Origin of the sequence: Shewanella sp. SR43-4 (assembly GCF_014163845.1) — a bacterium.
GTDB classification, from domain to species: Bacteria; Pseudomonadota; Gammaproteobacteria; order Enterobacterales; family Shewanellaceae; genus Shewanella; species Shewanella vesiculosa.
On record NZ_JACJEB010000017.1, the window covers coordinates 1 to 22,433 of the forward strand.

A 22,433-nucleotide genomic window follows, 5' to 3' on the forward strand; every position below is an offset into this window, starting at 1 on the left:
AGCTGTGGCACCACCTGATCCCATTCCGAACTCAGAAGTGAAACACAGTATCGCCGATGGTAGTGTGGGGTCTCCCCATGCGAGAGTAGGTCATTTCCAGGCGCCAAATAAAACAGCAAGGCCACTCTAACCGAGTGGCCTTTTTGTTTTTGCCTTGAAACCTAAGCAATTAGTCAGTATGGCCAGTATGCCCATGCGAGAGTAGGTCAGTTCTAGGTGCTAAAGAACACAGCAAGGCCACTCTACTCGAGTGGCCTTTTTGTTTTGTGCCTTAAACCTAGGCAGTTAGTCAGTGTAGCCAGTATGCCCATGCCAGAGTCGGTCAGTTCCAGGCGCCTAATTGACTTGAAAGAGTCGTGAAATAGCCCGCTATTATGTAGCGGGCTTTTTACGTCTGTAATTTGAGCGTTAAAGCTGTTCTTGGGCCTAAGCCATTGACCAGTCTGGTTGATATGCCCATGCGAGTGTCCGTAATTTTACGTCTATAGTTAAAATATTTTCGAGTTATCTGATGTTTACCTGTGCACATTAAGTAAACCAGTATTGCTGTATGATCGATATGCTCAGATGAGAGATGATGGCTGTAAGCTACAAACTGATGTATCAGGCTTTTGTTCTAACTGACTAACATTGAACCTTAGTTAACCTAAATAACTTATTGTCTACTTGTTCACATTTGGCTGTTAGATGGTTAATCTAGTCATCTCATGGTTTTGCAGTTTGATTAGATAAAGCTCAGCGTTATGCAATAAGTTGTTTCGTTTGATTTATTTTAGAGTTCGTTACACCAATAATATCCTGAGTGTTTATTGTCATGGTGCATGTTTTATCTAGGTAAATAAAATTACACTTACAGCAGAAACAAGGTAGAGTATGTAGATCGATTTAAAGCTCCTAATAAATCAATAGTTTTTTATTTTGTATATGTTATTCGTCTTCATAACTATTGCTTTACTTGTTGATAAGATAACCGTTAGCGTATCTTCATATATTTAATTGGGTGGGTTTATTTTGCCTCGTTTGCCAAAAATTTCTCTGTCTATAATTGTCCCTGTGTGTGTTTTCACCCTCTACTTCGGCTTAGTATCTGGAGAGTATTTTTATGAGCATGCTGAGCTAAATGATCAGTTGGCATTAAGACAATCAGAGCAAATACAGAAAGACTTATTCAGAATGCGTCATGTGGTTGAATCTTCAATATTGATGCAAGATCCTGAACGGATAGAGCAGGAGGTTGCGTTAGTTTCAACCGATCAGAATATGATGGTCTATGTGATCCTTGATTCAGATAGTAAGATTCAATTTGCGAACCATATTATTTGGCGAGAAAGTAATGCTACCAATGTGTTAGAAGGTTATTCTGCTGATTTGCACAGAAGTGTTGTCAGCAATAATAAATCTTATTTAAAGGTTAACTTTGATCGTCTATCTATCCAAGCCTACTACCCTGTTAATGCGAATTCACGTTACAGTTATTCAAACTCCGTTGAACTGATTTACTTAGAATATGACATTGCTAATATATTAGCTGAAGCTGTTGATAGTCTCTTAAAGCGTTTTATGGAGATATGGGGCATAGGCGCTTTGTTACTGTCGTTATTTTGCGTGATGTTGCACTATTTGCTTATTCGGCCATTGAGCCAATTAAGCCAAGCCGCCAAAAACCTTGATTCACCTGATTTTAATACTGATATTGTGTGTGCATCAACTGAGTTGGTTAACTTACGAGATTATCTAAATCAAGTTAATGGGCGACTATCTCGAAGTAAGAAGCGTCTTAATGATGCTGAGCAACGCTGGCTATTTGCTGTTGAGGGGGCACGTAATGGTATTTGGGATTGGTGTATTTCTACTGGTGATGTGTTTGTTTCTGATCGTTGGAAAGATATCATAGGCTATCAGCCTTATGAGCTCGATAATGATTATTCTGTGTGGGAATCTCGTTTACATCGCGATGATAAAGCACAGGTTTTAAATACACTACAGAATTATATTCAGAATCAACATGAATATTATGAGAGTGTTTACCGTTTACGCCATAAAGATGGCCGTTATATTTGGATTCTTGATCGTGGGAAAATTGTTGAGTGGGATGAACTCGGTCGACCACTGCGTATTATTGGTACGATAACAGATGTTTCTGATGATGTTAAAAATCAATCAATTACCAATGAAAAACAAAGTAATAGCGGCCTTACGGATATCATTAATCGTGACCTATTAGCTGATCAACTGTTCGACCTACAAGTTTTCAGTCGTGAAACTGGCCAGTTCTCTGCACTGTTGATGATTAATTTAGATAATTTTAAATTAATTAATGATGGCTTGGGACGCCAGCTTGGTGACCGATTATTAATGCAGATAGCGGCAAGGTTATCAGCTACTTTTTCCAGTGTTGGCCAAGTTGCACGCCTTGGCGCTGATGAGTTTGTCTTTTTAGTCAAAAACTTTGGTAATGATATCGATCAAGCAAATAAGCGTGCGCTAGCATTGGCAAGCGAAGTTAGACAGTTGATTGGGCGTAGTTTTACTATTTCAGATCAAAACTTATCCATTACTGCTCGGATTGGATTAGTCGTTTTTGATGGTATTGAGTCTTTAGAGCCGCAAGTATTACTGGCTCGTGTCGACAGCGCTTTAGAACAAGCAAAAGAGAGTCGTTCTAATGGTTGTGCTATTTATCAATCTGAATCTGTTCAGCATCAGGTTCAACCATTTAAATTACAAAACGAATTGAAACTTGCGATTCATAATCAGCAAATGTCATTAGTCTATCAACCCGTTGTCGACCAGGCTGGACAGCTCAATAGTGTAGAAGTTTTGATGCGTTGGTATCATCCGCAGTATGGCTACATTAGCCCACGCAAGTTTATTACATCTGCTGAGTTGTCTGACTGTATCTTTGAGTTAGAGTTGTGGGCGTTAGATCAAGTTTGTGAAATGATTAAAACACTTCAACAAGCTAATGCAACTATTCCTATAATGTCGTTAAATATATCATCACGCCATTTTCATCAAGATCACTTTGCTAATGTGATAATGAATCGAATTAACGCAGCACAAATATCTCCATCGTTACTTCAATTTGAGTTAGCGGCAGATGTGTTTGTGGTAAATGCGAGTGTCGCTAAAAACAAAATTGCTGAGTTACAACGATTTGGTATCAATATTGCGATGGATAATTTTGGCAGCGGATCTTGTGCGGTTTATTTGCTGCAAGGTATTCGTTTTTCACAAGTGAAACTAGCAGCCGTTTACCTTGAAGACATTGAATTTAACCCTGAAACCTTCAATATTGTTAATGCTATTATTGAGTTTGCAGCTAAATTAAATTTCCCTGTTGTGGCTAAACAGGTGGAGAATAAGCAGCAACTTAATTTATTAACACACGCAAAATGTACTTGGTTCCAAGGTTATATTATTAGTAGGCCATTAGATAATGACGACATCATTCAATTGATTAAGACTCAGCTATCTTTGAGTGTTGTGCCATAAAATCGATAGCATAAGAAAGCGCAATATTACGCATTTTATCACTTTCAATAAACACCTCGTGATACGCGCCTTCAATGACGACTTTATGACAATGATTACTGAGTGTTTGATTTTGTGACTCGTTACATACAATCCTATCTTTCTCAGCTTGCAAGATTAATATCGGGGTTTGGCTGTTTTTAGCATAGCTAATCGTGCTCTGCGCCGCATTCATTGCTTCAAGTAACCAATGATTCGTGGGCGAGCCCAATTGCACCTGAGGATTTTCCTCAAACACGTTGCGATAGTGCTGGTAGCGATATTGGCTATGAGTGAGAAGATTTCGCTTAAAGCTATCGGGTTTGTAATGAGTACCACCAAGCACAAATGTACTGTGAACTTTACCTGCTTCAAGACGATTGTTATCAAGTTTTTGAGCTAACCAATGGACAAGTGATTTCGCAAACGGTAGCCGTATACCAAACATTGGTGCTGAAAATACCGCTGCTGCAAATGTTTGTGGGTATTGATTAAGGTAATCACTTGCGATGGTACAGCCCATTGAGTGGGCGATACAAAATAACTCATCATGCTGTTGTGGACTAACTATTTGCTCGATAAATTGAGCCAAGTCAGCAGTGTAATCGCTAAAGTTTTCTACATAACCCTGAAATGGATTATGGGTGAGTCTATCTGATAAGCCTTGGCCTCGATGATCTAAAGCGTAAACGCTGAATCCTTGTTGATACAAATCGAACATCAATTCTTGATACTTTAAATAAGATTCAACTCTGCCATTGCTGATCACGATAGCGCGTTGCTTATTGGGGTGTTCGATCATTGCATAGGCAATGTTTATATTATCAGGAGTACAGAAACTCGATTGCTGTACTTGCTGCCAAAAGTGTCGCTGTTCGCTGGTATCGAGTTTTAATTCTGATGAAAATTTCATGTAATGCATTGTGATTAAGCCAGTATGTTTGAATCTAAAATAATATTTAATTTCTGAGTGTTGTTTAATTTATACCTTGCTTGTCTCTTCTATATTCGCCTGCTGGCGAGTGATAAACTCATCAACCATTTGCTCTAGTACCGTCATTGGGATGGAGCCATTTTCTAAAATAGCATCATGGAACTTTCTGATATCAAAATCCTTTCCTAATGCTTTCTCAGCTTTGGCGCGCAAGCGTTTTATGGTTAATTCACCAATTTTGTATGATAGCGCTTGGCCCGGCCAAGAAATATAGCGATCGATTTCCGTGGTGACGTTGTGCATTGAAAGGGCTGTATTACTGGCCATAAAGTCGATCGCCTGCTGGCGACTCCAACCTTTAGCGTGCATGCCTGTATCAACGACTAGTCGCGCTGCCCGCCACATTTCATAGGTTAAACGGCCAAAGTTGCTATAAGGGTCTCGATAAAACCCTGCTTCAACACCTAAATATTCTGAGTATAAACCCCAACCTTCACCAAATGCAGAGATGTAACTGTAACGTCTAAAATTGGGTAAGTCAGTGAGCTCTTTATTGAGTGAAATTTGCAAATGATGCCCTGGAACGGCTTCATGTAACGTTAATGCTTCTAGCTCGTAAAGTGGTCGTTTATCCAAGGCATAAGTATTGACCCAATAATAGCCGGGCTCGTCGTCACGGTTTGAGCCAGAGTAGCGCCCAGTAGTATATTTAGGTGCTATTTCTGCGGGCACTGGCGCAATACCATAAGGGGTGCGGGGTAATTTTCCAAAATACTTAGGCAATATGGCATCGGCTTTTTTGGCAATAAACGCTGCTTCTTTAAGTAGCTCATCTGCCGTTTTGGGATAGAACTGTGGGTCGGTGCGTAAGAATGCTAAAAATTCAGCAAAACTGCCCTGAAAGCCAACATCTTTAATGACTTGCTCCATTTCTGCTCTTATTCGCGCGACTTCTTGCAATCCAAGTTGATGGACTTCATCTGCTGTCATAGGCAGTGTGGTGTAATATTCCACTCTGTTTTGATAAAAAGCTTTACCATCCGGTAAGGCGGAGGCGGCAATATCTACCCGTGCATTGGGAATATATTCTTGAGTCATAAAATCATAAAACTGCTGATAAAGTGGCAGTACAATTTGCTCAACAGTTTCCCGACCTTGTTTGGTTAACGCTTGCTTTTCTGCTGCGCTAAAATACTCTGGATAGTGGGTAAACGGTGTAAAGTAACCACTGGCCTCAACAGGCACAATAAACGCGCTAATGCTGTCTTCAAAACCATTTAAGGTGATTTTTGCTGGGGTGATGCCACTGGCTAAGCCTTGTTTGAGCCAGTATGTTTGCTGAGCAAAATAGCGCGGTAGTTGTTTAAGTTTGGCTAAATAATGCTGATAATCCTCAACACTACTGAAACGTGCTTTAGCAATCGATGCGATGTAAGCATGGAAACCACTTTCTGCCGTAATAGGTAAATAGTGGTCATGAAAATGATACATATCGATGTCATTTTGTAGCTGGTCTTGCAAGATTTTGGCATTGATGACATCAGATTTTGATAACTGTGTTCGATCAAGTTGTTTGAGTGTATTGAGAATTTCGACAGTCTGTTGGTTTTTTTTTGCTAAGGTTTCTGCAGATAAATCGTCAAGCTTTCCTACTGCTGTCGCATCACCTAAACTGGCGGCTAACTCTGGAGAATAGGCTAAATTAAGAGCCCAACTCTGGTCTATAATCACTTGCAAATCTGGCGCTATCAGTGTCTGTTGGCCTACGATTGATTCATTAACTTGAGTCGTCAGCGTATAGCTATTACAAGCCGATAAACTTAACATTATCAGTGCCGGTAGGATCAGTAAGCGCATCGATAGTCCTTGATGTTTTAATCTGTTTGTCAGCATTAGAGTATGCCCGATTTAAGCATAAAAAACACATCACAAATAAGTATGTTTTTTTGCTGTTATAGATTCCATATAAAAATATTGGTCATCAGAATTTATATCAATACATGTTAAACTTAGTGCTATTCTCTGACCGACAAAACTAAACTAACGGCAGGGTAAGTTTATAGGGGTTAATTATGATAGATAAAACCATTCCGCTGGTTGATTTGCATCGACATTTAGACGGCAATGTTAATGTAAAAACCATTTGGGAATTAGGCCATCAACACGGTATTCAGCTACCCGCTAATTCGCTTGAAGAGCTTGCGCCATTTGTGCAAATCCAAGGTAAAGAAAACAATCTAGTGGATTTTCTCAAGAAACTCGATTGGATGGTGGCAGTATTAGCTGATCTTGATGCTGTGAAACGTGTTGCCTATGAGAATGTTATTGATGCAGCATCACAAGGTTTAGATTACGCTGAGTTGCGTTTTAGTCCATATTACATGGCGATGAATCATAATTTGCCCATTGAAGGTGTCGTTGAAGCCGTTATCGATGGCGTACGTGCCGGTGTAAAAGAGCGTGATATTCAGATTAACCTGATCGGTATTATGTCGCGTTCATTTGGACAAGAAAAATGTCGCTTAGAGCTTGAAGGCATACTTGCTCATCGTGACAGCATTGTCGCGATGGACCTAGCCGGAGATGAACTTGGTTTTCCTGGCGACTTATTTACTGAGCACTTTAAGCGTGTTCGAGATGCAGGATTACACATTACTGCTCATGCTGGCGAAGCCGCGGGTGCTGAAAGTATGTGGCAAGCCATTAACGTTCTGGGTGCGACACGAATTGGTCATGGCGTGAATGCGATTCATGATCCTAAGTTGATGGAGTATTTGGCTAAGCATCGTATTGGAATTGAGTCATGCCCAACCAGCAACTTACATACGTCTACCGTTAAAGATTATGATGTTCATCCACTGCGTAAATTTATGGACGCAGGTGTATTGATTGGTCTTAATACCGATGACCCAGGTGTGAGCGCTATTGATATCGCGCATGAATATCGTGTGGTTCAATCTGAAATGGGTTTCAGCGATAGTCAACTGGCGACATTGCAACGCAATGGTGTTGAAATGGCCTTTATGTCTGACAGTGACCGCAAAGCGTTATACGCTAAAAAAGCTAAGTAAATAGCGAGTATGAATAAAAATAGCCAGCAAATGCTGGCTATTTTTGTATTCTACTTTGTATAAACAGTGAGTTAAATTACTCTTGAAAACTGCTGTTGACGGGCTTTTTGGCGATAATAGACATCAAAGCACATGCAAATATTACGAATAAGTAGCCGACCGGTCGGGCTTACTGTGAGCTTTCTGTCAGTAATATTGACGAGCTTATCATCGATAAAAGTTTGTAATAGTTTGAGATCTTCCACAAAATATTCTTCAAAGTTTATCGCAAATTTCTGTTCAATTTTGGCCATGTCTAAATCAAAATGGCAGATAATTTGTTTAATTACCGCACGGCGAATTTCGTCATCGTGATTTAAACTACACCCTTTCCACAAAGCATGACCATTAGCATCAATCGCTTCGTAATATGGACGAATGTCTTTTTGGTTTTGGGCATAACAATCGCCAATTTGGCTAATAGATGACACACCTAAACCAAGTAAGTCACATTCTTCTTGGGTGGTATAACCTTGGAAATTACGATGTAATTTACCGGCATTTTGTAATTTTGCTAACTCATCATTGGGCTTAGCAAAATGATCCATACCAATAAATTGATAACCTGCTGCGGTTAACGATTCAATCGTTTGATGCAGCATATCTAATTTCTGTTGTGGCGATGGCATATCGACTTCTTTAATTTTACGCTGCGCCGCAAAACGCGATGGCAAGTGCGCATAGTTAAAGACAGATAGACGATCGGGAGAAAGCTCAATAATTCGGGCTATCGTTTTAGCAAACGTTTCGGGAGTTTGTAGCGGTAATCCATAAATTAAATCAACGTTAGTTGACACAAACCCGAGTTCTTTTGCTCTAGCCATTAAGTCGAAAATAAATTGTTCGTCTTGCTCACGGTTAACGGCAACCTGTACTGCTTTATTAAAATCTTGTACACCAATAGACACTCGGTTAAACCCAGCTTCTTTTAAGGTATCAAGCATGCTCAGCTCGATTTCTCTAGGGTCGACTTCAATAGAGTATTCACCTACATCTGCAAAATTAAAGTGTTCTTTAATCAGTGCGGTCAGTTTTAGAATTTGTTCAGGGTTTAAAAATGTAGGTGTACCGCCACCCCAATGCATTTGGGTTACGGTGTAATTTTTGAATAATGGTGCACGTTTAATAATTTCAGTGGCCAGATATTCAATGTATTGATCGGCTTTGTGTGCGTGGCGAGTAATAATTTTATTACAGCCACAGTAATAGCAAAGCTTAGCGCAAAAAGGGATATGTACGTAAAGCGACAGTTTGTCTGATTTACTGTTTTGAATGGATGTCAGTAAATTCTGCTCAGTAAAGGCATCGTCAAACTCTAGTGCGGTCGGGTAAGAAGTATAACGGGGACCGCTGTAATTGTATTTTTCGATCATCGACTGATCCCAACTAATCTGAGTGGGCTGCTTCAAGGCGTGTCCTCCGGTGGTAAATTAGCAACAGGCGAATTATGCAATGTTCATGATCAAATAACCTTGATCTAGGTTGTAAAAATGAATGTTGCCTAGTGGAATAAAGGCACTTGAGCTAAGTCTTATATTGAATCTTAGTGGTAATGCGGGCTGGGTCACAGTTTGCGATAGCCAATGTGAGAGGTATTGAGCAGTAAGTCTGTCTTAAGGGTGAAGTTAACCTTAGATTGGGATATTGGTTAGGTCAAAGGTGATGATTTTTTAGCCAGCAGGTTTCATCTATTAACCCTGTTGCGGTTAGTTAATACTAAAGTGCTGAGTACCTAAATTACGCGCTTTACCATCATATCTCACTTCAGTAAGTTGTACATTTCCGCTTTTATGTTTCAACACTATGCTGGTTGAGCGAGTACCGTATTCTTCATGCTGGATAAAAATAGCAGACAATAGACGTTCCCACTCAAGGCTAATACCTGTTTGAGGTAAATCTTGATCCTTTGGTTGTGAGGTATCTCGCATGATAGCGAGTAATTGGTCTATGCAAGGTGTCTGCATTTGCTTGATATAGGTTTGCAGCTGTTGCTGGCCTTTAGCCATTTTAGGCCATATATCATCCAATGCGCCGTTACTTACCGCATGAAATCCAGGCTCGAGTATAGTGGTAGTTGATGTTTTACTGTTAAAGCAGAAGAGTTGGTTGTGGTGTTCGAAGACTAAATTAAACGGATTATAATTAACCGAGTGTTCAGCTAGCCATTGACTATTAACGTGCTGTTTTGTTAGCGCATCAACCACTAATTCCCCACGACTGCGAACGCCATTTTGCAGTTCAATGGAGCGAATATTGGTTATTCCTGCAAATTGGCCTTGCTCATTAATGCCTAACCAAGTGCCGCCAGCTTGCTTGTCTTGCCCAGCAATAATGGCAGGATGAGTTGGCCAGCGATACGCTGGTTCAGTTGCTCTGTGATGAAATTCGTCACGGTTTGCACAAATAATTAAGGGGTAGTCGGGATGCGCCTCAACGGCAATAAATAAAATACACATAGCGGCCCCCTTAAATATATTGTCATCATTAGCGACTAAATAGATTAATGATGATGTTTATGTGTCGATGCTGAGTCATGATGATGTGGCGCTTTAATGTCTGATGGATGGCCGTGATCATGTGGATGTGACACTGATTTGAGGTTAATCATCAAACGGCTTAAAAATTTGCGCGGCCCGAGCCTAAGTAAACTGGCACCAAACAATAAAACTATGGCCACTAAACCAACAATGTTAGCAGACTCTGGTAAGTGTAATGTTAATGTTGAACTCAATGTGAATTGATCTGCCGCCATTAATCCTAGCAGTAAAATTCCGCCTAACATCAGCCCTTGTTTCCAATTCATTAACTTCAATTGACCAATACTAATTACTGGTGCGGCCAATAAAGTAAAGGCTACCGCAATTTGGCTCCAACCACTGTAAGCCAGAGATAAAGCCAAAATTACCGTGCCTAAATTACAAAAACGCATTGGTAAAAAGACTAACAATAAAATAAATACCTGCAATGCAGGGTTTGCTAGTGGTACAGATGGATGACCAATCAGATTTGCTAGTACTAAACTAAGAATTATCCAAGGCGCACTTCGGTCGACTAATTGGCTAAAACCAAAACGCCATGGTGACTCTGATGCTGTTGGATGTGGGTCGGTTATCTCGACTTGCGTTAGGGTCATGAGTGCCCCTATAGCGAATAATCCCAGAGCTTGATAAAGCGCAAACCAAGGCCCTAATAATAAGATGGTAATTAATAATGCTTCCGGCCCCGCTAATCGCTGTAACCAACGTAGTCCCAAGGACGGATGAGAGGGGCGTAAACCAGATGCAAACCGAGCCGTAGCAATAAAATAGCTGCCTAATAAAATCGGTGAGATGGTCAGTAACCAACTCATAAATTGCTCTGAACCATGATTTTGATGAGCATGTTCATGGCCGCCAGTATCCATCAATAGCAGTAGCGCTAATAATCCTAAGCCTAATAAACTGCCAATACCGGCTTGGTATTGATATTTGCCCTGCTTGTCTTCTTGTTGATGACCATGAGGTTGATGTAATACCACGTGTAAAATTGAGCCGGTAACAAAGGCTTGCAAATAAACGGTATTTTCAAGGCTCAATTGGGCTAATAGGTGTTCACCTGCAAAGTAGCCGACGCTGGTTAGTATCATCATTGCCGCTAATACAGCACTGGCCCATCGATTACCCACTTGTGGTTTGAGTAACCACCAAATGGCGACACCAACAGGTAAGCGATGCATGATCACGCCTAAGGCCAGCAGTGTTGAATTGCCATCCTGTTGCGCCAAGACCATGGCTCCGCCGTCGGTCACTGTGTGTAACAGGAGCCCGGCAATACCTAATGTGAGAGTGATGTTATGGGTGATATCTGAATAGCGATGAAACAGCTTTTCACTGGCTGTTGGTCCCCAAACGCCGAGCATGACAAACAATAGCGTGATGAATCCACCATGCTCCAATAGCTCAGGCAAAATATGGATGAGCACTAATCCGCCAAGAGAGACAAAAATGAACCCATCTAAGCCCTTTTGCAATCCGCTACCTGATGCGAAGAAGCGATAAAAAAGTGGCCCAAACAGCAGTGCAACACAACTAGCAATTAGATAGAGCATGTTATCCAGAAATCAATCGAAAAAAACAACGCAGTATATCATTTTAAACCAGTATTGTAGCGTGTGAATCTATTAAGCTGAAAAATTTACCTAAAGAGGGGGCTAATTTTGATCGCGTTTTTGGGCATGAGGTTGAAAAAGTTTTTTAGATCATAACTTTGGTAGTAGTGGTGCGGCTATTTATTCGGGGGTATTTGTTGCAATCATTTACGACGATCACCTTACGATTAGCAATAAAGTAGTGGTTTGCATCGCAAATATTGTGCTGTTAGGTATACAATGTAGCCTATGTTTTTTAATTAAAAGATTGTTGTCCATGGATATTTTTTCTGCAGCTGTCATGTTGTTCTTGATTATGGATCCGCTAGGTAATTTACCTATATTTGCTTCCATATTACGTCATATTGACCCCAAAAAACGTCGTAAAGTCTTAATCCGTGAGCTATTGTTTGCGCTTATTATTATGTTGTCTTTTTTGTATGCTGGCGAAGCTATCCTTAACTTTCTCAACTTACGTTCTGAATCCGTGAGTATTGCGGGCGGCATTATCTTGTTCTTAATCGCGATTAAAATGATCTTCCCATCGCCGGGCGGTGTTGCAGGATTAGCCGCCGGGGAAGAGCCTTTTATTGTCCCTATGGCAATCCCATTAATGGCAGGACCATCTATTTTGGCGGCATTAATATTACTGGCGCACACAGATAGTAGTCGTATGATTGATTGGACCATAGCACTGGTCTCAGCATGGGGAATGAGTGCAGTTATTTTAATGTTTTACAAGTTGTTTACTCGCATACTTGGTGAGAAAGGCTTAATCGCAGTAGAGCGGTTAATGGGGATGGTTTTAGTGATGATCTCGGTACAAATGTTACTTGATGGGATATCGAATTATATTAATTCCGCCACGAATTAAGCCATTATTTCTCGATAGGTTTTACAGACTATACACTTCGTTTGAAAGATTAAAAAATCAATCTGTCTACCTAGTACTGGTTATTCGTAGAGCGTTAAAGCCGACCTAATAGGGTCGGCTTTTTTGTTTTAGAAGCAGAATAAATCATCGTTTATATTAATTTTTAAGCGAACGGGAACATTTACATTAAAGAATGTCTAATTTAATTGTAACCCATAGGTTGCAGCTGTTAATGTCATGTAATTATTGTTTGGGGTGAATTATGAAATACATTATCGTCATGCTGGGACTGGCTTTTATGACCTTACAAGGTTGTCAAAATCCATCGGTGGCATCAAACGTAGACGAGCAAGCAGCCGTAACTAAACCATTAATTAAAGACTGTGGTCCAAGTGCAATGCCGCCTTTACGTGATAGGACTAAATTAATTGAAAACTTGCGCGTGAAAGGACTCATCACCGCCGATATGGACCAAGTACAAGTCGATAGAATTGTTGCTGATTACATCACCAAACGTCAAAAAGCATTTGAAAAATGTCACAAACCAACACTTAATACAGGGAAGTTAAAATGAGTAAGTTGACCAAATATCAAGGGTTAATTGTTTCAACGTTATTACTGGCATGTAGCAGCATGGCAGCACTTGCGGCTCCGCAAACAGGCACCCCAGCAGATGGTGGATTGATTAATGAACAGCAAGTGCTGTACTGGTTAATCAAACGTGGTGAAGTGGCAGCCGATGCCAGTGATGTTGAAAAACAAGCGGCAGTGGACGCATTTGTGAGCCGTGGCCGTCACACCACATTCAAACCTGCAGCGATTGAAGTGAAAGCTGAACAATTGCGGGTTAAACGTGCAGCACAAAAAAACACCAAAAGTGCGCAATATGCCGCTGCAAATAACAAAGTATTAGCCGATCAAGATATTACCAAAACGGTAAAGGTGTTAGCTGTGTTGGTAGACTTTCCAGATTTACCTCATGATGCCAACCAATTAAAGGCTGGCGATAGCGACATGTATTACAGCAGCTACCCAGCAGCACATTATCAACAACTGTTATTTTCACAAAACGGTTTTGCAGGTCCAAGTAACCAAACTTTACAATCGGCTTATCAGTATTTTCAGGCGGTATCGGGTAAAAGTTTCCACTTTACCGGAGAGGTAAGAGATTGGGTCACAGCAGATCATGACGCCGCATACTATGGCGGTAATAATGGCAATGATGACGATAATGCAGTACCTGAGCTCGTTAAAGAGGCGGTCACGAAAGCTGTCGTTGGGATGACCGATGCTGAGCTAGAGAGTTATGACATTGAAGACCCTTTTGATATCGATGGCGACGGTAATTATGATGAAGCTGACGGAATTATCGACCATGTAATGTTGTTTCATTCTAGTATCGGTGAAGAAGCTGGTGGTGGGGTGTTAGCTGATGATGCTATTTGGTCACACAGATTTTATGTGGATTCCAACACCAATGGCTATGTTATTCCTGGGCGAGGTGGTTTAAAGGTATTTGGCTACACAGTACAACCTATCGATGCTGCCGCAGGTGTATGTACTCACGAGTTTGGTCATGATTTAGGCTTACCTGATGAGTATGACACCACTAACAGTGGCGATGGTTCACCTGTAGGAGCTTGGTCATTAATGTCTGGTGGTAGTTGGACTGGCAGTATTGCTGGGGCTCAACCGAGTGGCTTTAGCCCTTATGCAAAATCTTTTTTACAACAAAAGTACAAAGGTAAGTGGGTTAATGAACAGCATATTTCATTGGCTACTTTAACCAGTAATGGCACTGCGGTAAAGCTAAATCATGCTGTAAATAGTGATGCCATCAACCAGTTATCGATTGCGCTGCCTGCTGAAAATATCGCCTTTAAAGCGCCATTAACAGGTAAGTATCAGTATTATTCAGGTCAAGGTGACATGATGAATAATGCTATGTCGTTCAATGTGTCATTACCATTAGATACGCCGTTAGCATTATCATTTCAAGCTCACTGGGATATTGAAGATGATTATGATTATGTACAAGTTCTGGTTGATAGCGTAGCAATAGAAGGTAACTACACCAGTTCAACTAATGCCGTTTATCCAGCAGTAAAAAACTTTATTAGCGGAAAATCGAGCAACATTAGTACCGCAGCGGGTTTAGATGCTTGGGTTAACATGAACTTTGATTTGAGTGCTTATGCCGGCCGAGATGTGCAGATCAGTGTGGTCTATAAAACCGATGAAGCTGTTGGCGATTATGGTATGGCTATTGATGATATTCAGTTAATTAACCAAGGTTCAGCGTTTTATATTGATGGCGCTGAGGCTGATGGTATGGCGACATTGTCTGGTTTTAGCCGTATTGAAGATAGTCTTCCTGGTAAAGCGAGACGTTACATTGTGCAATTACGCAGTCATCAAGGTGTAGATGCCGGACTGGTTTATGACAATTATGAACCTGGAGTATTATTGTGGTTAGAAAATTTTAACCAAAATGATAATAATGTTTCAGATCACTCAGGCAAAAGCTTAATTGGTGTAGTCGATGCAGACCAAAATTTGATTGGTGCTCAGCGGACTGATGTGCAAATTCGTGACGCAGCATTTAGCTTGTACCCACAAAGTCCTTATGTTGGTGACAGCCACCTAGCCGCTGAGTCTCTGTTTGACGACAATCGCGATTACAGTGCGCCGTTAAAACAACAAGCCGGTATGATATTGCCAGAGCTTGGATTGACCATGCAAATCACTGAACAAGCCAGCGACAGCAGCACTGCAACCCTTGAGTTTGCCTTATCTGATAGCAGCGAGTTGCCTCCAGTATCCTTAGTTGCCGAGATGAAAGTGCAAGCTTCAGGTGCCGATGTTAGCTTTAATGTGATTGTCAGCGGTGGCAGTGATTACAGCTATGCATGGTCGTTTGGGGAAAACAATGCCACTAGTAGCGATACTGCACCAAGCTACACATATTCAGCATCGGGAGACTATATTGTCAGTGTGCTGGTAACTGACGCGGCAGGTAATACTGTCACCGCAACTGACACGATAAGAGTGGTGATTCAGCCTTTAGCTGCATTTACCTTGAATCAAACCGATCTAACAGTAGCGCTGACTAATATGTCTAAGCAAGGTTTTGGTAATTTGACTTATTTGTGGGATTTTGGTGATAGCAGTAGCAGCACGGTTGAAAATCCAAGCCATACTTATAGCACAGGAGGGACTTATACCATTACGTTAGTGACCACAGATTCTATTGGTAATGAAGTGACGGCTAATCAAGTTATAACGGTGTCGTCGCCAATAATTACAGCTACTACGTCTACAACGACAACTGACAATGGCAGCAGCGGTGGCAGTTTGGGATGGCTAACTATATTGATGCTGAGCTTGTTTGGCTTCTTACGTAAGCGGGTTTAATCATCACCCTCTAAAAACGCCCTCAAGGGCGTTTTTAGATTAACGATACCAGATCGCCGAGTGAGGCTGAGTTAATCTTGTTCAACTTTGATTGATGTATTCGACCGCCGCAGGCAGAAAAATCTCGCTGACAATCAGTTGTGAACCATACAGATTAAAATAGCGACGACGGCCCCATAAGCTACTGTTAACTTTTTGATTTAAGCTGGTGGCTAATGCAGCTAAACGCCCGCAGGTTTCAAACTGGGCTACTTCAATATTGCCGGGAGTAATGTCTGGGCTATTAAATAATAATTCACCTAGTGGACGAGTGCCAAGACGGGTGAAATCATTAGGTTGATGACCATTATTCTTGTGTTGTGAGTCGAGAATGATTTGTGGGATCAGCGTGCGGGCAAATACCCATGGGATGCCATCAAGACACAATAATACTTCACGGATCCAAACTGGGTCTGTTTGAGTGGGAAATTCATCTGCTAGAGGCTGAAGTAAATGTTCGCCTAACACTCTTACTTCGAAGAGTTTACAGTGTGTCTTAAGACGTTTGGTTAAACTTCCGGTCGCTAATAACCAGTCTTTAAGTTGGCTGTGGGGCAATGAGTCGATTTTTTGTGGCGAAAACCAATGAATTGATTCACCATAAGGAAAGCTAGTACTGGTCACATTCATTTAAAACTCGTTACAATATATGTCAACGGCAGTAGTCTATCATGTCAAAGATGAGCAAACACTCCTAAGGGAGTGAGCAATATAGCTTAATTTAAGTAACGTTCCACATCGACGGAGTTTATCTCACTATGAAAAAATTGGTTTCAACGTTAGTTATGCTGTGTTGTTTGGCATTTAATGTCCATGCTGCAGATGAGCCTGCTGTTGAAGATTATGCATATTATGGCTTTGAGCCTGATATTGTTACTAACTATATTTCTAATCGTAAAAAGTTAGGTTTTGTTAAAATTAGTGTTGAATTGATGGTAAAAGATCCTAATGATTTAATGAGCTTAGAGCATCACGATCCTTTGCTTCGCTCGGCCATCGTTGAGATTTTAGGTAATCAATCGGAAGAAAAGGTTAAATCCTTATCTGGACGTGAGGAAATTCGCCGTGAATGCTATGAGATGATTAACCGCTTAATGGAACAAGAAGTCGGTCGTCCTATTGTGGTTAACTTACTCTTTACTAAATATTTATATGATTAATGGCTCGTTCAATAACGCAGTTGCAGCGAGCAAATCCTGATATGACTAAGCGTTCGCCAAACAAGCCAGATGTGAAAAGACATTCCGCCTCAGCAGCGTCCAGTAAACCTGTGCTGTCAAAAGCGTTGCATTCGCGTAATGCCCATAAACAGGGGTATGATTTTGACGCACTGATAATCGCAGTGCCCGAGTTGGCCGCTTTTGTTCGTCCAAATCCTTACGGTAACGCCTCTATCGATTTTGCCGACCCTCACGCGGTAAAATGTCTCAATACCGCTTTATTATTGAGTGAGTACAATATCCGAGGTTGGGATATTCCTAATGGGTATCTTTGTCCGCCAGTGCCTGGTCGTGTTGATTATTTGCATTACATTGCTGATTTATTAGCCGTTAATGGCAAGGTAATTAAAGGGGCGAGTATTCATTGCTTAGATATTGGAACGGGCGCCAATGGTATTTACCCATTATTAGGGATTCAAAGCTACGGTTGGCAATTTGTCGCATCGGATATTGACCCTGTTTCTATCGACAATGTGGACCAGATCGCCCAACAAAATCCGCAAATTTCAACTTATTTGCAGTTAAGGTTACAGCAACAACCCGAGCATATCTTTAAGGGGATCATTAGCGCAGATGAACGGTTTGATGTCAGCTTGTGTAACCCGCCGTTTCATAGCTCTTTGGCTGAAGCATCGGCAGGTACATTACGTAAAGTCACCAATTTAGCTAAAAGCCAGCAGAAAAAGCATGGCCAACAATCAAGTCAACTCGCCGTGAGCCAAGTTAAGCCTACGCTCAATTTTGGCGGTCAAAAAGCCGAGTTATGGTGTGATGGTGGCGAGCAGAAATTTTTGGCCAACATGATTAAACAAAGCCGCGACTATGCCAGCCAAGTGCTATGGTTTACCTCATTAGTGTCTAAGTCAGAAAACCTTAAACCTTGTTATCAATTACTCAAACAGGTAAACGCTGTTGAGGTAAAAACCATTGAGATGACACAAGGTAATAAAGCCACACGCATTTTAGCGTGGAGTTTTTTAACCCCAGCGTTACGTCAACAATGGTCTACATTAAGGCGTTAATCTTTGATGGCATCAAATGTGATGGTTTCACAGCCGTGATACACCAAAAAATGTCTGCCTTTGGCGCGAGCAATTAAGGTGATGCCCATTTGTTTAGCCAAGTCTAAACCCATTTGAGTCACGCCACTGCGCGACAGTAATACTGGTATGCCCATCTTGGCGACTTTGATCACCATTTCTGATGTTAACCTACCGGTAGTATAGAAAATCTTATCGTGTCCTGATTGCTGATCCAACCACATATCGCCCGCTAAAGTATCGACGGCATTATGGCGTCCTACATCTTCAACGAAGGCTAAAATTTTCTCATCTTGGCATATTCCACAACCATGAACTGCACCTGCATTTTTATAGGTTTCATTGTAAGCACTAATATTACTGAGCAGATGATAAATAGTCGATTGTGTCAGCGATGGAGTCGGTAAACTTATGTCATCTAATCCTTGTAAAAATCCTCCGTAAACAGTGCCTTGACCACAACCGGACGTAACTGTCTTTTCGGCTAGTTTCTGCTCAATATCTTCGGATACTTCTTTGGTGATCACCGCAGCAGAACTGACATCCCAATCAACAATAACTGACTCTAATAAACTTAAATCGCTAATAAACCCTTGGTTTTTTAAATAACCAAGGGTTAATGACTCAGGTTTTGCGCCTAATGTCATCAAGGTCACAATCGGACGCCAATTTAAATAGACAGTTAATGGGCGTTCACAGGCAACAAATTTATCGACGATTACGCCTTGTTCGTTAACCGCTTTCACTGCAATGGTCAGTGGTACTTGAGTATTAGTTTTAACAAACTTTATCGCATCGCGCGTTAAAGATGTGGCTGAAACAGATTGAGTCATAAGTGAGATAGCCTCTTAATGGGTCTTTAATTGATGGACTGAGCGGCAGCATTTACTTGCTTCAACATTAGAAAGCATAGCAATTATTATTCCCGAAACTGAAAACGACTTGCCTAAGCGTGATCTAGCGCAAATCTTTACAAATTCAATATTTTTGCCGCGTATTTATGTCCCATCTAAAATGACACTATGGACATATTGTCCTATCCTTATGAAGGATTTAGGGATCTAGTTCAAAGTTAATTTACTTTTTAGTTGGCACTATTTTTGCTTTTACTTTAATAAATAATCAAATCAAGTGTATTTCAATACACACTTTCATGTCAGAGGTAAGCATTACCATGCAACACACCGACACGATTTGGCCGATGTATGTTTCACTCAAAAAGGTGCCAATCCAAGTAGGGCGCTGGGCATCGGTTCGCTGGGAACTTGACCAAATGGTTCCTGCAACACAACCGCAGCCTGAAAACTCTGTCTTAATACCACTTGAATTATATAAAGATCAACGAGGTAGTTATCGTATTAATCTCGATATGGATAATTCAACACTCTATATCGTTTGTGATGAACTGATTGACGGTACCTGGGTACCAGCAATGATCTCTGCCGACCAACATGTCAGTGCCGGTTGCCTTGAATCTGATACACCCGTGCTTAATATTCCTATGCCCAGTGCAATTGCGTGCTGGATAGAAGCATTTATCACTCGTCATGGCGAGGTTGAGATCAGTGCTCATCGACGCAAGCATGTTAATCGTCGTAAAAATGAAGGTCCAAGTGCAAATCACTCCGGGAAAATCCAATGAGCGATAACACAAAAGGTCTTCTTAACCGTTGGGAGATTAGACGTCAACGGGTTGCTGAAGAGGCTGAGCAAGAAGAATTATTGCAACATGCGCGAGAAAAACCTGATGACTTCAACATACTAACAGCGGAAGTCGACCAAGATAATAACGTGATAGATGCTGATGAGGTGGCAGAGTCTGAACCGTTACCCGATCCCAGTACCATTGAAGTCGGCGGTAGTTTTGCTCGTTTTATGGCTAAAAGTGTTGATCCAACCACTAAAGCCGCAGCGTTAAGAGCCTTATGGAAACAGCCGCAATATGGTCACATTGACGGGCTTATCGAATATGCGCTGGATTATACCAATCAACCGCTATTGTCAGCAGATGTATCCGCTGAGTTAGCCAGTAAAGTGTTTCGTTATGTCATTAAAAAAGAACCGCCAGAACTTGAATTAGATCCAGAGGCCGTATCGACTGATTTATCTGCAACAGAACTTGCCCCAACGGATTTAGCCCCAACCGATTTGGCAAAAACCGAACTTTCTGAGCAAACCAGACCTATTTCCGAAGAGGAGTCTATTGCTTCAACGGATGCAGATAAGCCAGAGGATGAACCACAAACCGCGACGATATCGCCACAAGAACAACCGCTTTGTCACAATGATGACCTGATAAAGCAAGCCGTCGCCAGTGATGAGGCGAAAGCGTAATAACAGCAGTCACTGATGATGTGACCTAGATGAAAGCCGTTATGTAAAGATCTACAACTAGTTATACGATCAGCAATAAGCGTGAACAGTGAACTGAGCTATCACTGTTAATGAGGTATAAAAACCGAGAATTGGGAACGCAATGAGTATCAGAAAAAACCAGCCACAGCTGAAACAAGCACGACAACAGGTGATGGCGAAGACGCAGATTTTGCAAAATTTAATACCGCCTACCGTTAGTTATACTACCCAGGGGCATGTGCTCATTATTGGGCCTGAAGATCTGGCACGTTTAGCGGCGGACAAATTGTCTACTATGGCAAGTCGAGTAATTTTAGCCAATGAAGCGATCACTAGCCAAGATGAAGTCCATCTTGAAGCCGTGATGAATGCGGCGGCTGATGTCGAAAGTTACTACAATAAATTGACCAGTGTTAAAGGTTTTCTAGGCCAGTTTCAGGTCAAAGTTGAAGGTGATACTGGGATTACAGATTTAAGCGTTGTTGCTATCCGTCAAGCGCATTTTGATATCGTGCTCGATTTAAGCCACAGTCCCTGTATTAATCTAGAAATGCTTCCTCCAGGTTACTTTTATGTTGGCCAAGACTCTGCATTACTCGCTGATGCTATTGCCAATATTCCAGAGTTAATAGGAGAGTTTGATAAACCACGTTATGTTCGGGTTAATAGTGATATTTGCGCCCATGACAAACATGGTCTAAACGGTTGTAATCGTTGTTTAAATTTTTGTCCTGCAGATGCCATTAGCAGTATAGCGCATAAGATTGAAATTGATCCTTACCTTTGTCATGGAGCCGGCAGCTGTACCAATACATGCCCAACAGGTGCACTGAGCTATGATTTACCGACCCCAGCATCGTTGCATACTTACCTTGAAAAGCTTATCAGTCGCTATCGTGAAGAAGCCCAAACTGCCCCGGTTATCTTGTTTCATGATAATGAAGCTGGCACTGAATTGATTTCGGAGCAATTAAGCGGTGATGTGTTACCCGTCGCAATGGAAGAAATAACCGTAGCGAGCATAGATCATTGGTTAGCGGCATTAGCCAATGGTGCCCGCGAAATTTTAATCTTACAAACACCAGCAACAGCACCGACATTACTGCAAATGCTCAAAGGTGAGTCTGCATTAGCTAATCGTATTCTCGACCAAATGGGCCAGCCTCAACGGATCCGCTTAATTACTCCGTCAGATCTAAGTCAGCTAGATGATGCACTCGCGGTCAGCTTAACTTGGCCTGTGATTATGCCGATGATGTTAACGGCAGCAGAACCTAATACTAATGTAAAACGCAGCATCATATTTCAAGCGATTGACCACCTCAATAGTCAAGCCGCAGCCGTTGATGATGTGCTCGTTATGGCGAATATTCCATACGGTATGGTGAGTATCAACAGCGACAAGTGCACCTTATGTTTGTCATGTGTCTCAACATGCCCAACCCAAGCTTTGAAGGATGGCGGTGATGCTCCGGCACTGAAGTTTGTTGAGCAAGATTGTGTGCAATGTGGGTTATGTGAAGCCGCTTGTCCCGAAAACGTGATTAGCTTAATACCACAAATTAATTTTAATCAGTCAGCAAGACAACACGTTCAAGTATTAAAAGAAGAACCTGCATTTGAATGTATTCGATGTGGTAGTGAATTTGCAACTCAATCAATGATACACAAAATGGTAGAAATGGTCGGCGCCCATAGTGCGTTTAGCGCCAATATTGAGCGTTTGAAAATGTGTGGCGACTGCCGAGTAAAAGACATGTTTGAAGACATCCTTGACGATCCAGAAAAGCAATTGCAATAAGAGATCT

The 22,433-nt window shown here is 41.4% G+C and carries 17 protein-coding genes and 1 rRNA gene; 11 read left to right on the forward strand and 7 right to left on the reverse strand.

Annotated features, from left to right (window positions below; genetic code table 11):
- Together rrf and H5123_RS16770 are read left to right on the forward strand one after the other, a co-directional pair.
- Window positions 1-102, forward strand: a 5S ribosomal RNA gene (gene rrf, locus H5123_RS16765); the annotation flags it as partial.
- Window positions 103-1,128: 1,026 nt separating this feature from the next.
- Window positions 1,129-3,495 carry a bifunctional diguanylate cyclase/phosphodiesterase gene (locus H5123_RS16770; RefSeq protein WP_259395686.1) on the forward strand — a complete coding sequence of 789 codons (2,367 nt, stop codon included), beginning with the start codon at window positions 1,129-1,131 and terminating at the stop codon, window positions 3,493-3,495.
- On the opposite strand, the gene H5123_RS16775 is transcribed toward H5123_RS16770, so the two are convergent.
- Together H5123_RS16775 and H5123_RS16780 are read right to left on the reverse strand one after the other, a co-directional pair.
- Entirely contained in the window at window positions 3,461-4,435 is a 975-nt protein-coding gene (locus H5123_RS16775; protein WP_124017784.1) for an alpha/beta fold hydrolase, read from the reverse strand. The genes H5123_RS16770 and H5123_RS16775 overlap by 35 nt on opposite strands.
- Before the next feature lie 60 nt (window positions 4,436-4,495).
- A complete protein-coding gene (locus H5123_RS16780) occupies window positions 4,496-6,304 on the reverse strand; it encodes a DUF885 family protein (protein WP_182698743.1) in 1,809 nt (602 codons plus the stop codon).
- 215 nt (window positions 6,305-6,519) lie between these two features.
- On the opposite strand from H5123_RS16780, the gene add reads away from it, so the two are divergent.
- Window positions 6,520-7,518 carry an adenosine deaminase gene (gene add, locus H5123_RS16785; protein WP_182698701.1) on the forward strand — a complete coding sequence of 333 codons (999 nt, stop codon included), beginning with the start codon at window positions 6,520-6,522 and terminating at the stop codon, window positions 7,516-7,518.
- A gap of 71 nt (window positions 7,519-7,589) precedes the next feature.
- Here add and hemN read toward each other — a convergent pair whose 3' ends face one another.
- The 3 genes from hemN to H5123_RS16800 form a co-directional block, all read right to left on the reverse strand.
- The gene (hemN, locus tag H5123_RS16790; RefSeq protein WP_124017782.1) at window positions 7,590-8,966 is read right to left on the reverse strand and encodes an oxygen-independent coproporphyrinogen III oxidase; all 1,377 of its coding nucleotides are present in this window, start codon (window positions 8,964-8,966) and stop codon (window positions 7,590-7,592) included.
- 297 nt (window positions 8,967-9,263) lie between these two features.
- Window positions 9,264-10,013: an NRDE family protein gene (locus H5123_RS16795; RefSeq protein WP_182698702.1), complete on the reverse strand. Its 750-nt coding sequence runs from the start codon at window positions 10,011-10,013 to the stop codon at window positions 9,264-9,266.
- Window positions 10,014-10,057: 44 nt separating this feature from the next.
- Complete coding sequence (locus H5123_RS16800) at window positions 10,058-11,644, reverse strand: metal transporter (protein ID WP_182698703.1); 1,587 nt, start codon at window positions 11,642-11,644, stop codon at window positions 10,058-10,060.
- A gap of 316 nt (window positions 11,645-11,960) precedes the next feature.
- On the opposite strand from H5123_RS16800, the gene H5123_RS16805 reads away from it, so the two are divergent.
- From H5123_RS16805 to H5123_RS16815, 3 genes are all read left to right on the forward strand, one after another.
- Window positions 11,961-12,557, forward strand: coding sequence for a YhgN family NAAT transporter (locus H5123_RS16805; protein ID WP_124017779.1), 597 nt, complete (start codon window positions 11,961-11,963; stop codon window positions 12,555-12,557).
- Window positions 12,558-12,819: 262 nt separating this feature from the next.
- On the forward strand, window positions 12,820-13,131 hold the full coding sequence (locus tag H5123_RS16810) for a hypothetical protein (RefSeq protein ID WP_182698704.1): 312 nt from the start codon (window positions 12,820-12,822) through the stop codon (window positions 13,129-13,131).
- The gene (locus H5123_RS16815; RefSeq protein ID WP_182698705.1) at window positions 13,128-15,971 is read left to right on the forward strand and encodes an immune inhibitor A domain-containing protein; all 2,844 of its coding nucleotides are present in this window, start codon (window positions 13,128-13,130) and stop codon (window positions 15,969-15,971) included. The genes H5123_RS16810 and H5123_RS16815 overlap by 4 nt, the downstream gene beginning before the upstream one ends.
- 81 nt (window positions 15,972-16,052) lie before the next feature.
- Here the strand turns inward: H5123_RS16815 and H5123_RS16820 are convergent, their stop codons facing one another.
- Window positions 16,053-16,640, reverse strand: coding sequence for a chorismate lyase (locus H5123_RS16820; RefSeq protein ID WP_124017776.1), 588 nt, complete (start codon window positions 16,638-16,640; stop codon window positions 16,053-16,055).
- Window positions 16,641-16,768: 128 nt separating this feature from the next.
- On the opposite strand from H5123_RS16820, the gene H5123_RS16825 reads away from it, so the two are divergent.
- Window positions 16,769-17,170, forward strand: a complete 402-nt coding sequence (locus H5123_RS16825) for a flagellar basal body-associated protein FliL (RefSeq protein WP_124017775.1) — start codon at window positions 16,769-16,771, stop codon at window positions 17,168-17,170.
- Complete coding sequence (rlmF, locus tag H5123_RS16830; RefSeq protein ID WP_182698706.1) at window positions 17,170-18,252, forward strand: 23S rRNA (adenine(1618)-N(6))-methyltransferase RlmF; 1,083 nt, start codon at window positions 17,170-17,172, stop codon at window positions 18,250-18,252. Before H5123_RS16825 ends, rlmF begins: the two co-directional genes overlap by 1 nt.
- Here rlmF and H5123_RS16835 read toward each other — a convergent pair.
- A complete protein-coding gene (locus H5123_RS16835; RefSeq protein ID WP_124017773.1) occupies window positions 18,249-19,103 on the reverse strand; it encodes a formate dehydrogenase accessory sulfurtransferase FdhD in 855 nt (284 codons plus the stop codon). The genes rlmF and H5123_RS16835 overlap by 4 nt on opposite strands.
- 341 nt (window positions 19,104-19,444) lie before the next feature.
- Here H5123_RS16835 and H5123_RS16840 point away from each other — a divergent pair, with 341 nt between their 5' ends.
- From H5123_RS16840 to H5123_RS16850, 3 genes are all read left to right on the forward strand, one after another.
- Entirely contained in the window at window positions 19,445-19,912 is a 468-nt protein-coding gene (locus tag H5123_RS16840) for a DUF3305 domain-containing protein (protein ID WP_124017772.1), read from the forward strand.
- On the forward strand, window positions 19,909-20,604 hold the full coding sequence (locus H5123_RS16845; protein ID WP_182698707.1) for a DUF3306 domain-containing protein: 696 nt from the start codon (window positions 19,909-19,911) through the stop codon (window positions 20,602-20,604). The genes H5123_RS16840 and H5123_RS16845 overlap by 4 nt, the downstream gene beginning before the upstream one ends.
- Before the next feature lie 142 nt (window positions 20,605-20,746).
- Window positions 20,747-22,426: a 4Fe-4S binding protein gene (locus tag H5123_RS16850; protein WP_182698708.1), complete on the forward strand. Its 1,680-nt coding sequence runs from the start codon at window positions 20,747-20,749 to the stop codon at window positions 22,424-22,426.
- Window positions 22,427-22,433 lie beyond the last annotated feature (7 nt).